14 protein-coding genes are annotated in these 13,449 nt (G+C 64.1%); 7 read left to right on the top strand and 7 right to left on the bottom strand.

Annotated features, from left to right (window positions below; genetic code table 11):
• Positions 1-24: 24 nt before the first annotated feature.
• Both MSIL_RS08475 and MSIL_RS08480 read left to right on the top strand, forming a co-directional pair.
• Entirely contained in the window at positions 25-603 is a 579-nt protein-coding gene (locus MSIL_RS08475; protein WP_012590681.1) for a DUF1214 domain-containing protein, read from the top strand.
• Complete coding sequence (locus MSIL_RS08480) at positions 600-1,181, top strand: DUF1254 domain-containing protein (RefSeq protein WP_012590682.1); 582 nt, start codon at positions 600-602, stop codon at positions 1,179-1,181. The genes MSIL_RS08475 and MSIL_RS08480 overlap by 4 nt, the downstream gene beginning before the upstream one ends.
• 176 nt (positions 1,182-1,357) lie before the next feature.
• Here the strand turns inward: MSIL_RS08480 and MSIL_RS21260 are convergent, their stop codons facing one another.
• Entirely contained in the window at positions 1,358-1,567 is a 210-nt protein-coding gene (locus MSIL_RS21260; protein ID WP_012590683.1) for a hypothetical protein, read from the bottom strand.
• A 350-nt stretch (positions 1,568-1,917) separates the two neighbouring features.
• Positions 1,918-2,523, bottom strand: coding sequence for a DUF2267 domain-containing protein (locus MSIL_RS22240; protein WP_341871988.1), 606 nt, complete (start codon positions 2,521-2,523; stop codon positions 1,918-1,920).
• A 17-nt stretch (positions 2,524-2,540) separates the two neighbouring features.
• Between MSIL_RS22240 and MSIL_RS08500 the strand changes: the two genes are divergently transcribed.
• Positions 2,541-4,163 carry an inorganic phosphate transporter gene (locus MSIL_RS08500; RefSeq protein ID WP_012590686.1) on the top strand — a complete coding sequence of 541 codons (1,623 nt, stop codon included), beginning with the start codon at positions 2,541-2,543 and terminating at the stop codon, positions 4,161-4,163.
• 79 nt (positions 4,164-4,242) lie between these two features.
• Here MSIL_RS08500 and MSIL_RS08505 read toward each other — a convergent pair whose 3' ends face one another.
• Together MSIL_RS08505 and MSIL_RS08510 are read right to left on the bottom strand one after the other, a co-directional pair.
• Positions 4,243-4,929, bottom strand: a complete 687-nt coding sequence (locus tag MSIL_RS08505) for a peptidoglycan-binding domain-containing protein (protein WP_012590687.1) — start codon at positions 4,927-4,929, stop codon at positions 4,243-4,245.
• A complete protein-coding gene (locus MSIL_RS08510; RefSeq protein WP_012590688.1) occupies positions 4,922-6,406 on the bottom strand; it encodes a sensor histidine kinase in 1,485 nt (494 codons plus the stop codon). Before MSIL_RS08510 ends, MSIL_RS08505 begins: the two co-directional genes overlap by 8 nt.
• 335 nt (positions 6,407-6,741) lie before the next feature.
• Between MSIL_RS08510 and MSIL_RS08515 the strand changes: the two genes are divergently transcribed.
• Together MSIL_RS08515 and MSIL_RS08520 are read left to right on the top strand one after the other, a co-directional pair.
• A complete protein-coding gene (locus tag MSIL_RS08515) occupies positions 6,742-7,050 on the top strand; it encodes a hypothetical protein (protein WP_012590689.1) in 309 nt (102 codons plus the stop codon).
• A 111-nt stretch (positions 7,051-7,161) separates the two neighbouring features.
• Positions 7,162-7,590 carry a SufE family protein gene (locus MSIL_RS08520; RefSeq protein WP_012590690.1) on the top strand — a complete coding sequence of 143 codons (429 nt, stop codon included), beginning with the start codon at positions 7,162-7,164 and terminating at the stop codon, positions 7,588-7,590.
• A gap of 119 nt (positions 7,591-7,709) precedes the next feature.
• Here the strand turns inward: MSIL_RS08520 and MSIL_RS08525 are convergent, their stop codons facing one another.
• A complete protein-coding gene (locus tag MSIL_RS08525; protein WP_012590691.1) occupies positions 7,710-8,123 on the bottom strand; it encodes a Ros/MucR family transcriptional regulator in 414 nt (137 codons plus the stop codon).
• A 515-nt stretch (positions 8,124-8,638) separates the two neighbouring features.
• On the opposite strand from MSIL_RS08525, the gene MSIL_RS08530 reads away from it, so the two are divergent.
• On the top strand, positions 8,639-10,771 hold the full coding sequence (locus MSIL_RS08530) for a S9 family peptidase (protein ID WP_012590692.1): 2,133 nt from the start codon (positions 8,639-8,641) through the stop codon (positions 10,769-10,771).
• 25 nt (positions 10,772-10,796) lie between these two features.
• Here the strand turns inward: MSIL_RS08530 and MSIL_RS20115 are convergent, their stop codons facing one another.
• Complete coding sequence (locus tag MSIL_RS20115; protein ID WP_012590693.1) at positions 10,797-11,798, bottom strand: hypothetical protein; 1,002 nt, start codon at positions 11,796-11,798, stop codon at positions 10,797-10,799.
• Between the two features lie 302 nt (positions 11,799-12,100).
• Here MSIL_RS20115 and MSIL_RS08540 point away from each other — a divergent pair, with 302 nt between their 5' ends.
• Positions 12,101-12,700, top strand: coding sequence for a superoxide dismutase (locus tag MSIL_RS08540; protein ID WP_012590694.1), 600 nt, complete (start codon positions 12,101-12,103; stop codon positions 12,698-12,700).
• Between the two features lie 72 nt (positions 12,701-12,772).
• Here the strand turns inward: MSIL_RS08540 and MSIL_RS08545 are convergent, their stop codons facing one another.
• A complete protein-coding gene (locus tag MSIL_RS08545) occupies positions 12,773-13,402 on the bottom strand; it encodes an HPF/RaiA family ribosome-associated protein (RefSeq protein WP_012590695.1) in 630 nt (209 codons plus the stop codon).
• Between the last annotated feature and the right edge of the window lie 47 nt (positions 13,403-13,449).

Genomic DNA, 13,449 nt, shown 5'->3' on the forward strand with positions numbered 1-13,449 from the left:
CCGCTCTACAGGTAGACTGGCTCCGTGATTCTCATCGGCAAATTCATTCTCGCAGCTTTCGTCGGCGCCCTGATCGGTCTTGGCGTCACCTATGCGGCCTTGCAGAACGATTTCGGCTTCGGCGCCGTGACGGCCGGGCCGTGGACGGCATGGCCAAGGAACGGCGGCCGCGGCGTCGACCCTTACGCCCGCGCCATGCTGGCAAAGTCCGGCGAGATCCCGCTCGGCGCCTCCGAAGGCTTGAGTTTTATCGCCCGCGCCGACAGCGAAGGCCGCGATCTTGAGCCCGGATGCGACTATATCGTCAGCGGACAGACGCCGCAGGCGCGTTACTGGACGCTGACCGTGATGACGCCGCAAGGCAGGCTTTTCGCCAACCCTTCAAACCGCAGCGGCTTCACCTCCAGCGAGATTTTGCGGGCGGCGGACGGCGCCTTCGCCATTGCTCTGTCGCGCCGGGCAAGGCCGGGCAACTGGATTCCGCTCCCCGAAAATGATCCGTTCATCCTCGATCTGCGCCTCTATGAGTCGGAATTCAGCACGTCGATGCTCTCGTTCGACGCCGCGAACCTGCCGACGATCAAAAGGGGGGCCTGCCGGTGAACAGGCTCGACCGCATTCTCGCCGGCCTGCTCTGGCTGCTTGGCGTCGCGCTGGTGGCGGTGGTGGTTCATCTCATCGCGGTCTTCACCTTGCCAAAGCGCCTCGGCAATGATCCGGTCAGCCGCCTGTCGGCGCTGGCAAAGCCCGGCGAGATGAGCCTGTTGCCGCTGGCGCGGCCGGGCGCAGAATGGGCGCCCTTTTCCGATCCCGCCATGGCGCAGGGCGCCTGTCTCTATGATCTGACGCGCGGGCCGGTCCGCGTTTCCGGCGAGATCGACGCCGACCGCATGCTGACGCTCTCTTTCCGTACGCCCTCCGGCGAAAACTTCTATTCGATGACGGACCGGGCGGCGCAGCACGGCAGGATCGACGTTCTGCTGCTGACGAGCGAGCAGCTGGAGGCGCTTGAGGCTGACAGCGACGACGATGACGAGCCGGCGCAGGAGCTCCGCCTTATCGCGCCAACGATCAAGGGATTCGTCCTCGTCAACGCGCTGGCTGCTTTTCCCAGTGAGACGGCGGAGGCGCGCCAGCGGGTCGCGGCGATGACTTGCGCCCCCGAGGCGCCGCCGGATTGATCGCGCCGCGGCGGCTTTTTGCCGGCAGTTGCAGCGATCCAATTGACCCATCGAATGACGAAAACGCTCGCTCTTATCCCGGCGGCTTCGCCGATCGCGGACTCTGCAATACCGGCGAGAAAATATTCCAGACCATCGTCCGGGCCCGACGCCGCGCCCGCGTCGATGCGCCGGCTTCAGGACTGCGCTTGGGTGTCCCCATGGCGAGAAGCGGCCGCGGCGGCGATGGCCTCTTCATGCGGCGACGCTTTTCGCCGCCGGGAATCGGCTGCTTCCACCATGATTTCCCGGCGAACGCCGGTGAAGAAGAGGATCGCGCCCGTCTGCGAAGGACGCAAGGTCCGGCTTTTCCGCGCCGGCAATTTGAAGGCTAGAAGCTCACCCATCCCAGTCATCTCCGAACGGTGTCTTGCTCGCGCCGCCGAGCCCAATCTGGCGATCTTCGATCACAGTACCGCGCCGCGCTTGCCAAAGTTTCCGAGGCCGTTTCACAAACAGAGCAATCGATTTAAACATTCAAAACAAGAGCGACAGGAGCAGTTTAGCGGCCCCTGCGGCGCTGGCTGTGAGCGATCGCACCTTATCTTCAGGCGCGCCGATGACCGGTCGCGATCGAGCGCTCCCGCCGGGCCGTGAACGCGCCTGACGGGCCGACCGCGAGATCACGACTTTACGCCGGCAAACTGGGCTGGAGCTTGCGCTCCACTGCAACGCAGCGTCTGACGGTCGGCGGCTGTCAGAGAAACTGGCTAAGGCCGGGAATGCCGGCGGCGGCCGCGCGCACGCGCTCCGCGCCCGCCTTTTCTTCGGCATAGGCGAACAGAAGGCGGCCGACCTCCTGCATTTGCGCCATGGAGAGGCCGAGCCCCGAGAGCCGCGCGGCAAGGCCCATAAGCCCACCGCCCATCATGCCCATCAGGCCAGACAGCATGCCTCTCTGTTCGGCGCCCGCGGCGGCAGCCGCCTCCGCAGCGCCGGGGAAGCGGCTGAACAGGTCATCGATCTGGTCCTGCGGGCCGTCCTTGCGTAAAAACGCCAGGATCGCGCCGACGGCCTTTCGCGCGGTGTCGGGCTCGATGCCGGCCGTGGCGGAAATTCGGGCAATGAGGTCTTCCATGCCGTCGTCCTTTGGAGGCGGGCGCCGATGGGCGGCGGCGCGATTGAGCAAAACATGCGCGGCAGAGCCAAGCATGCAGCGAGCCAAACCGCGACCCGAAGAAAAAATCAAGCGCTCTGCGCGCAAGCGGAAAAGGCGCCCGATTTTGTCATCGAACCGTCGCGCGGCAGGGATAGGCAAGAGCGCCGCCGGCGCATAATCTGGCCGGGTCCGCGCTCGGCGCATAATCTTAAGGAGCGATGATGACTTCCCTCTCCTCGTCGGAGATTCTGGCGGAGCCGAAGCCGCATTCGGCGAAGCCAGACCTCAACCGGCCCATGTCGATGAAGACGGTCGTGGTTCTCCTCGCGGTTCTCGCGCTGGGCCTATTCTTCACCGCTTTCAGCATTTTTCGGGATATTCAGGCGTCGGGCACGCCTGTCAACAGCGTGCTGCCGTTCCTGCTGCTCGCCCTCGCTCTTCTGATCGCGCTGGGTTTTGAGTTCGTCAACGGCTTTCACGACACCGCCAATGCGGTCGCGACCGTCATCTATACCCATTCGCTCGCGCCTTCGATCGCCGTCGTATGGTCGGGCTTCTTCAATTTCCTTGGCGTCCTGTTTTCGACGGGCGCGGTCGCCTTCGGCATCGTCTCACTGCTGCCCGTGGAGTTGATCCTGCAGGTCGGCTCCGACGCCGGCTTCGCCATGGTCTTCGCCATGCTGATCGCGGCGATCATCTGGAATTTAGGCACCTGGTGGCTGGGCTTGCCGGCCTCAAGCTCTCACACGCTAATCGGCTCGATCATCGGCGTCGGCGTCGCCAACGCCCTGATGCGCGGACGCGACGGCACCGCCGGCGTCGACTGGGGCAAGGCGACGGAAATCGGCTATGCGCTGCTGCTGTCGCCCGCGGTCGGCTTCTTCGCCGCCGGGCTCCTGCTCTTGACCATGAAGGTGCTGATCAGGCGGCCCGAGCTTTACAGCGAACCTAAGGCCAACGCCGCGCCGCCGCTGTGGATCCGCGGACTATTGATCTTCACCTCGGCGGGCGTCTCCTTCGCGCATGGCTCGAACGACGGTCAGAAAGGCATGGGCCTCATCATGCTGATCCTGATCGGCACGGTTCCGACCGCCTATGCGCTGAACCGCGCCCTGCCGGAAAGCCAGATCGTCAGCTTCATCGAAAACTCCGCCGCGGCCTCGAAAGTGGTCGAGACTGTCGCCGGCGGCCATCACATCATCGGCGATCCGCGCCCGGCCGTGACCGCCTATGTCGCCTCGCATGAGTTCAACGAGGGAACGCTGCCTTCCCTCGCCGTTCTGATCCGCGACATCGCCAGCCAGATCCAGCAATATGGCTCGATCGCGGCGATCCCGGCCGCAACCGTCGGCAACACGCGAAACGATATGTATCTCGCGTCGGAGGCGATCCGCGTGCTGCAAAAGGATAAGGCGAGCGACTTGTCGAAAGCCGATCTTGCGGTTCTCGCCAACTATAAAAAGGGCCTCGACTCGGCGACCAAATTTATCCCCGACTGGGTGAAAGTCTCGGTCGCCATCGCGCTTGGCCTTGGCACCATGATCGGGTGGAAGCGGATCGTCATCACCGTCGGCGAGAAGATCGGCAAGACGCATCTGACCTATGGCCAGGGCGCCGCCGCGGAGATCGTCGCCATGGCGACGATCGGCGCCGCCGACAGCTTCGGCCTTCCGGTCTCGACGACGCATGTTCTCTCATCGGGCGTCGCGGGCACCATGGCCGCGAACGGCTCCGGCGTGCAGATGAGCACGATCCGCAGCCTCGCGCTCGCCTGGGTGCTGACGCTGCCCTGCGCCATAGCCCTGTCGGCGCTGCTGTTCTTCATCTTCCGCCATCTGTTTTAGGCCGGGATTTCGTTTCGGCGCCAAAACAAGGGGCGTGGCGGCCGCGGCCGTCACGCCCTTTTTACGTCGCAGGTCGGCCTCAGTTGATCGGCAAGCCGGATTCCGCGCTGAGGGCGCGGGCCAGCGCGGGCGTCAGCTCGCCATGGGGCGCCCGGCCGCGATCGCGTTCATAGCGTTCGATCGCCTGCCGGGTCGAGGCGCCCATCACGCCGTCCGGCTTCAGCACATAGCCGAGCTTGACCAAGGCCTTCTGCGCCGCCAGCACCGATTTCGAGGCCGCCGGCGGCGCCTCATGCGCCGCGCCGGTCAGCAACAGTTCCGAGATGGCGTCATGCGGCTTCGCCTGCGGCGCTGGATTGGCGGGCGCTGGCGCCTGCGCCTCGCGCGGGCGCGGCGCAGGCTTGTCTTCGGCGGCGCCCGCCGCCTCGGTCTCCGCCCGAACGGGGGCAAATTGCTGCGGCCGCGGCGCGGGAACGGGCGGAGGCGCCGCCGCCTGCGGCTCGGCGACGCGCTCCTTGACGGCGCCGAACAGCGGCGCCGGGTGGCGCGCTCTCTGCAGCGTCAAGGCGTTGATGACGATGCCGCCGAGCGCTGCGACGCAGAGCGCGCTCGCGATCACGCCGAAGAGGCGCCGCGTCGTCCGTCCGGCGTGCGGCGAGGCGCGCTTCCGCGCGCCCGCGCCGCCGGCGCGTCTTGCCCGCGGCCTCGGCCTTGGGGCTTCGCTCAGGATGAAATCATGATCGGCGGCGGCTAGTGCTTCACGCAATTTTCTTCACCATCACTTTTTGAACGAGATCATGCTCCTCGTCGCCTCGACGATAGCGCGCAATGGTTTCGATTTCCGCCGAAGGCCGCGCCTTGTCGACCGCGGCGCGGCAGTCCACCGGCAGGCGGACGAGGACGCAGGTGCCCTGATCCGGTTCGCTTGCGACTGCAATCGAACCGCCATGCAGGCCGACAAGGCCGCTGACGATCGAAAGCCCCAATCCAGTGCCCTCGAACGGACGATCCAGCGCGCCCCTGGCCTGGAAGAAGGGGTTGCCGAGCCGCGCCAAATCCTGCTCATTGATGCCGACACCTGAATCGGCGACGGCGATCAGGAGCGTTTCGTCCTCGATGCTGACGCTGATCGAGACCTCGCCATGGGCGGGCGTGAATTTGACCGCATTGGAGAGCAGATTGATCACGATCTGCTTGCAGGCGCGTTTATCGCCGACGATCTCCGGGAGACCTTCGGGGCAGACGCGCTTCAACTCGATATGGCGGTCCTGCGCCTCCAGCTTGACCATGTCGCAGCAGACTTCGACCAGAGGCGCGACGCCGAAATGCGACGGCGACAGATCGAAGGAGCCGGAATGGATTTTCGACAAATCGAGGATCGAATTGACCACCGACAGAAGATGCTGGCCCGAACGATGGATGATCGCCGCATATTCGCGCTGCTTGGCCGGGTCGCGCGGAGCCTGATCCGCATCGCCCAGAATCTCGGAAAAGCCGATGATCGCATTCAGCGGCGTTCTTAGCTCATGACTCACATTGGCGAGAAAATGGTCCTTGGAGAGATCCGCCGCCGTCCCCGCCGAATCGAGCTCGTCCTGGCGCCAATGCGCGTCGGTGACGTTGCGGAAAATCGCGACCGCGCTTCGTTCCGGCGAATGCTTGCCGCAGCGCCGCGCCCGCATGTCGAGCCAGAGAAACACAGGCTCAGCATAGTCGCCGCGATCAAGGCTCGAGGCGCGGAGACGCAGGGCGACAGTGATCGGGGCATCGCTGAAGCTCGCTTCCCCGATCGCCTTGAGGAAGATCGGCCGGTCGGCGACATGCACATGCTCGAAAAAGCCGCGCCCCATGAGATCGGCGGCCGGCAGGCCGAACAGGCTTTGGCGATTGCCGGCGATCGAGAGCACGGCTCCGGTTCGGTCGTGCAGAAGGACGACGTCGCCGACGCTTTCGTGCAGAGCCGCGAAGCTTTCGGCGGGAAGCGGCGCGGGCGCGACGCGGCTTTGTCCGCGCAGCCGACGCATGGCGGCGTCGAGATGCGCGCGCGCAAGGGTTAGCCGCGAGGACGGCGAAGGCCGCATCCCGCCGCGCTCGCGGTCCCGCGCGAATCCGGAATGGGCCGGCGCCGGGCTTTCGCCCATGTCCCACTCCAGGCGATCGGACTCGATCAACCGGCGAGCGCGCGCTGCCCCGGCATGGATGAAGCGCGCGATAAGGACTTCGAGATTTGAGGGCAAACCCACATTCTGCTCCGCGGGCGCCGCAAGCGATGCCGCGGCGGTTCGAGGCGCAGACTGGCGCCCGCGTCTTAAGGTCCCCCTAAATTGCTGCGGCGCCCCAGCATCATTGGCGCGCAAAACCGCCGCGACGCGGCGTGAGCGTCCCGCAAAATGGGGCTATGGTGTAGGAATCCTTGCCGAATCTCGATCGATCCCGCACCCGCGCTTGGAGTTTGGCGGTTTGGCGAAATGTTAATGAAGATTGGTCTAAAGCTTCTGTTTGAACGCTTGGCGTTCATTATTCGGATCAACGCCGTCGACGCGCGGGAACACGATCCCGCCAGGAGCTTAGCCGGTCGATGTGGTTTCTCATCCGATCCGTCTTCTGGCTGTCCATCGTGTTCGCATTCCTGCCTTGGCCCGAAAACTCCTTGATAGGCCAAATCTCCGCCGCGCTGCAAAGCGGCGCCAAAGCCGCCATCATGGCCGCGATCGACGAGGCGCGGACCACGGGCGCCTCGGCCTGCGCCAAAGCGCCGGCCGCTTGCCTTGAGGCCGCGGCGAGGCTCGGGCAATTCGCGGCGGGTTCCGCCGCCTCCCTTTCAGTTGGGGCTCTCTCGGCGGAGGCAAAGCCGAAGCCGCCGCCGCGCCCCGCCGAGCCACGCTGACAAAGGGGCTGGCGCCAGGGCTGATACCCTTGGCCGCAGATTTTTCTTTCGTCCCTTCGCGGTTGCGCACATATAAAGGAAAATTCGGACTTTCAGCCAGCGCGCTTCGCCATGACCCTCGACGAGATTATTGAGAATTTCACCTACCTTGAAGAATGGGACGATCGGTATCGTTACCTGATCGAACTCGGACGCACGCTGGAGCCGCTCGACGAGGCCGCGCATAATGATCTGAACAAGGTGCGCGGCTGCGCCAGCCAGGTCTGGATCGAAACCTCGAGGGGCTCCGATCCGTCTGGACAGCGCGTTCTGACCTTCAAGGGCGATAGCGACGCGCATATCGTGCGCGGCCTTGTCGCGCTGACGCTTGCGCTTTATTCCGGCCACACGCCGGAGGCAATCCTTGCGACCGACGCGCAGGAGCTTTTCAAGTCGCTTGGATTATCGGCTCATTTGACGCCGCAGCGCAGCAATGGCGTGCGCGCGATGGTCGAGCGCATCAAGACGGACGCCCGCAGCGCCTCCGCCAACGCCGCCTGACCGGCAGGGCCTTTGATTACGGCCGCTGACGCGCTTAAGCCCCTTATCGGACAAAATAAAGAGCGCGAAAAACTCGCGCTCTCTTGAAAATCCCACCCTGGCCGAGGAGCCGCGACGCGTCAGGCGCGGCGGCGCTGTTGCCCGAGGCCCATCTGCTTGGCGAGATTCGATCTTGCCTTGGCGTAATTCGGCGCGACCATCGGATAATCGGGCGCAAGACCCCATTTTTCGCGATATTCATCCGGCGACATATTATATTGCGTGCGCAGATGACGCTTCAACGACTTGAACTTCCGGCCGTCTTCAAGACAAACGAGGAAGTCGTTGGTGACTGACTTCTTGGCCGGAACCGCAGGCTTCGGCGTCTCGACTATTGGCGCGACGACGCCCGAGGTGACGCGCAGCAAGGCGGAATGCACATCGTTGATAAGGCTAGGAAGATCGCTCGCAGGCACTGAATTGTTGCTGACATAGGCCGACACGATGTCAGCGGCCAATTCGATATAGCTGTTAGAACCTGACGCATCGCTCATGGCGCTCAATATCCCTAGTAGAAGGCTCCGCCATCGGACCCCGGCCCAAATATGAGGGCCATAAATCCGTCAAAAGGCGACAAAACCACGTGAAATTTAAGTTCTCTTAATCGACCGCCTCGAATCGACTGTACGGAACGTCATTCATTATTAAGGCCGAAACATCGTATCTGCAAGTAGCGCGCAGCAGTCTTTATTGCGAACCAACAAAAAAATGCCATCCCCACCCGCTTCGATCAGATCAAGGCAGAAGTGAACACAGCGGCGTCAAACATTGACAGGCGTTGTTTGCGCGGGTGCAAAGGCGCAATAGACGCAAGGCGAAGCCCCAGGAAGTCGGCCGCCGGCGGCTTGCTGCGGCGGGTCTGATTGAATATTTTGCGCCCAATAGACAGCCGGCCGTCGCAGCAATGGCCCCGCCCTTTGCAAACAATTGCGCGTCAGGACTCGCAATCAGCGCCCTCCCCTTCCCGTCGAAGCCTATTCCGGCCCGATCAATTCAAGAAAGCACCATCGTGGCGCACATCCCTGCCAGCCCTCCGCCTGAAGTCGAACGCCGAATCGAAACGAAATTCGCGCATGGCGTCGCGCTCAGCGATGAATACGCCTGGCTCAAAGCCGAGAACTGGCGCGAGGTTCTGCGCGACCCGGCTGCGCTGCCCGCCGCGATCCGCGCCGCGCTCGAGGCCGAAAACGCCTACGCCGCCGCGGTTCTCGAGCCCTATGAAGCGTTGCGCAAGGAGCTGGTGCGGGACATGCGGTCGCGCATCAAGGAAGACGACGCCGAGGCGCCGTCGCCCGACGGACGTTTTCTCTATTACGCCCGTTTCAACCAGGGTTCGCAGCATCCGATCTTCTGCCGCGCCGAGGAGGACGGCGGCGACGTCCACATCCTGCTCGACGCCGATGCGCTCTCCAAAGGCAAGGCATTTTTTCATCTTGGCGAGGCGCGCCATTCACCGGATCACCAGACATTCGGCTGGAGCGTCGATGAAAAGGGCTCCGAACTGCATTCAATTCGCGTGCGCGACCTTGAAAGCGGAACGGACGGCCCGGATGTCGTCGAAGACACGGACGGCGCCTTCGTCTTCAGCGCCAATTCGCGCCAATATTATTATGTGCGGGTCGACGAGAATAACCGTCCCTCCTGCGTGCTGCGCCACGACATCGGTTCCGATCCCGCATCAGACACGGTGATTCTGGAGGAGCTCGATCCACGCTGGTTCATCCATGTGCGGCCGAGCCAGTCCGGCGCTTTCGCCATCATCAGCATCAGCGATCATGACGCGTCTGAATGCTGGCTGCTCGATCTTGCCAATCCTGCGGCGCAGGCGCGTCTGATCGAGCCGCGCGCGCCCGGGGTTCGCTATGAGGTCGAACACCGCGGCGAGCGTCTGTTCATGACCACGAACGCCGACGGCGCCGAGGATTTCAAGATCGTCAGCGCCCCCCTGGCCACGCCCGGCAAAGCATTCTGGGTCGACGAGGTCCCGCATAAGCCGGGCCGCATGATCATCGAACTTTCCGTGTTCCCGGACTATCTCGTCTGGCTCGAGCGCGAGAATGGCCTGCCGCGCATCATCGTCCGGCATGTCGAAAGCGGCGAGGACCATGCGGTCGCCTTCGCGGAGGAAGCGTTCTCGCTATCGATCAACGGGCGCTTCGCCTTTGACACGAAGCTGCTGCGCTTCACCTATTCCTCCATGACGACCCCGCGCGAGACCTATGATTATGATCTTGCGACGCGCGCGCGAATCCTGCGCAAGCGCCAGATCATCCCCTCAGGCTTCGATCCCGCGGATTATGTGACGCGCCGCCTTTATGCGCCGGCGCCGGATGGCGAGAGCGTTCCCGTCTCGATCGTCCATCGGCGCGATCTCGACCTTGGCCGCGGCGCACCGCTGCTGCTCTATGGCTATGGCGCCTATGGCTATGCGACGCCGGCCTCTTTCAGCGCCAGCCGGCTGGCGCTGATCGACCGCGGCTTCATCTTCGCGATCGCCCATATCCGAGGCGGCACGGACAAGGGCTGGCGCTGGTACACCAGCGGCAAGCTGGACAACAAGCCGAACAGCTTTTCTGATTTTATCGCCGCGGCGCGCCATCTGATCGCCTTCGGATTGACGGGCGAGCGCCGCATCGTCATCCAGGGCGGCAGCGCCGGCGGGATGCTGATGGGCGCTGTCGCCAATCTCGCGCCGGAATTGTTCGCCGGCGTGATCGCGGACGTGCCCTTCGTCGATGTGCTGAACACGATTCTCGACGCCGAATTGCCGCTGACCCCGCCCGAATGGCTGGAATGGGGCGATCCGATCCGCGACGAGGCCGCGTTTCACAAGATCCGGTCTTATTCGCCCTATGACAATGTTGCGGCCAAAGCCTATCCGCCGATTCTCGCGCTTGGCGGCCTGACCGATCCGAGGGTCACCTATTGGGAGCCCCTGAAGTGGATTTCGCGCCTGCGCGCCACAATGACCGGGGGCGGGCCCGTCCTTTGCAAAACCAATATGGGGGCCGGCCATGGCGGCGCGCCCGGACGGTTCGACAGGCTTGAGGAGGCCGCGCTCCAATATGCCTTCGCGATCGCCTGCGTCAAAGGCGCTTTCGAGCGCCGCGGCGAGGATGGCGGAGCCGCTCGGTCAGGCTGACATGGATACGCGCAGGAGGCTGGGCTCACGCCTCGCCGCGCGCCTGCGCATCCATAAAACTCTTGAGCTCCGCCATGGAGTTGAAGCGATAGGCGCCGCGTTTCGAGCGCGCCTCGATCGATCCGTCCGAGAACATCACATAGGTGGTGCCCTCGGATTCATAGCGGCCAAGCACGACGGGCGGATCTTTACGCGGCATATCCGGGCGCAGCGGCTCGCTGGCGCCCGCGAAAACCTGTTCGGGCGCAGGATGCGGCGAGTCTTGCCGCATGTCCTCCGGGCCGGCCAGGGGCGGCGCGACGGAGGTCTGCGCGCCGGTCGAACCTTGCGGCGCGAGATCGTTGAGGCCGACGGCCCGCGGCAAATGAAACGAGAGCGGCGGCGCGCGGCGGCGCGGCGGAAGCTCCGCGCCGACCGATGGCGGGGGCTTTACGAGGGGCTCGGCGGCGGGCAGTTCAGCGGCCGCTCTTTGGCCGGCCTCGGCCCCAAGCGTTTCAAGACGCTTGCCCTTGATGGTCTCGGCGACAACCCGCCTGATGTCCTCGATTGAGGCTTGAGCGCCCGGCTCCAGGCCTGCCGCCCATGGCTCGGGCGCGGCTGGCGCCGGTTGGCGGACCGCAGGCGGCGCAAGGGTGGCCGGGGCGCTGGCTGGGCCTGGGATGACGAGGGTCACATGTTCGTCATCGACGCGCGTTTGCGCCGACGTCAAATCCGCGACGGCGCTTTCCGCCGCGGGCGCCTCCTTTGCGGTGGCCTGCGCCACGAGATCTTCCGGGACCTCGGCAACGGCCGCGGGCGTCGCCGCAACGGCCCGCTTGCCCTGAGCCTTAAGCACGGCGCGAAGCCGCGACAGGCTGTGCAGAATTAACGCCAGCGCCATGGTGATCAGGCCGCCCGAGAGGGCCGACGCGCCGCCGATCACGCTGGCCCAGCCGCGCTCGACATTGATGATGCCGTAGCCGAAGGAAATCGAGGCCGCGCCGCAGACCGCAAGGAGGAGGCCGGCGGCGAAAATCAAATAGCTCATTTTTTTGTTCCAGGCGCCGCGTTCATTTCATTGGAGGCGCCGCGCTCAAACTTGGCTTTGCCCGCAAAACGCGGTCGAAATCGAGACTTGATCAGGGTAGCGGCAAAATATTAGCACGCAAACCTTGCGGCCTCGCCGGCAAAAGCGATCCTTTGTCCGTCTCGGGCGTTGCGCGGGCGCACGGCGATCCCGCCCGGCGGCGGCGAATGCGGTTGCTGCAAAGCTTTGAGCCGTCTAGTTAGATGCCATGCGGCCGACCGGACCGCCTCCCGCGACTGCATGCCTTTAATGAGGAGAAACCCATGTCGTTCACCCTGCCAGAACTTCCCTATGCCTATGAGGCGCTCCAGCCCTATATGTCCAAGGAGACGCTCGAATATCACCACGACAAGCATCATCAGGCTTATGTAACCAACGGCAACAATTTGCTCAAGGACAGCGGCCTCGAAGGCAAGTCGCTGGAGGATATCGTCAAGGAGTCGTTCGGCAAGAACGCCGGCCTCTTCAACAACGCGGCGCAGCACTACAATCATTTGCATTTCTGGAACTGGCTGAAGCCGAATGGCGGCGGCGCAATTCCGGGCGAGCTGGAAAAGGCCATCATCGATAGCCTCGGCTCGGTCGAAAAAGCCAAGGCCGATCTCATTCAGGCGGGCGTCACGCAATTCGGCTCCGGCTGGGCCTGGCTCGCCGTCAAGGATGGCAAGATCATCGTCAGCAAATCCGCCAACGGCGAGAACCCGCTGGTTCAGGGCGCGACGCCGATCCTCGGCGTCGACGTTTGGGAGCATTCCTATTACATCGACTATCGTAACCGTCGGCCGGACTATCTGAAGGCCTTCGTCGACAATCTCATCAATTGGGAATACGCCGCCGAGCTTTACGCCAAGGCGACCGCCTAAGCCGCGCTTGTTCGGTCAAAAGCGGGGCTGGCGCCGCGCCGCCAGCCCCGAATATGACGCAGCGCCCGCCATTCAGGCGTTGAGGGTTTCCGGCTCGGAATCCTTGGCGCTGCGGGGCTTGGCCGGCTTGCCCTTGACGGCGACGCGCTGATCCAAAACATAGATGGCGCTTGCCTGCGGCCCCATTGGCCCGTCTCCCGTCGCGCGCGTGACTTCGACAAGGACGCCGATTTCCAACGCGTCGAAATCGCCCCGCATCACGCAATTGCGCGCGAAATAAAGATCGGGGCCGCCGCGCACTTCGATGAAGCCATGGTCCTGCTCGCGAAACAGGCGCGCGACGACGCCGGTCTCCGGCGCGTTTTCGTGCCGGCGCACATTGTCCTTGGCGAGTTCCGAGAGTTGCTCCAGACGGCGCTCGGCGACGTCGAAGACGCGATTGACCAGCGCCGCCTGCTCCCCCTTCCGCTTGGCCTCGGCCTTGGCGACGATCATCGGCCGGCCAGGAACCTCGACTTCGACGCACAGGGAGAGCGGCGGTATCGTATTCTTCGTCGCGCCATGCGCGGCGCCCGCCACGACCCGGCAGCCCGTGATGCGCGAAAAGGCGCTCTCAAGACGCCGCGCGCGATCCTCGATGAGCTTTGCGAGCGCATCGGAATGCTGGATGTCGCGAAATACGATCTGCAGCGGTCGATCCATGCGTTTCTCCTCTTGATCGGACGACGCCGCATGGCGAACGAGCTTCG

It is taken from the genome of Methylocella silvestris BL2, from assembly GCF_000021745.1.
Classification (GTDB): domain Bacteria; phylum Pseudomonadota; class Alphaproteobacteria; order Rhizobiales; family Beijerinckiaceae; genus Methylocapsa; species Methylocapsa silvestris.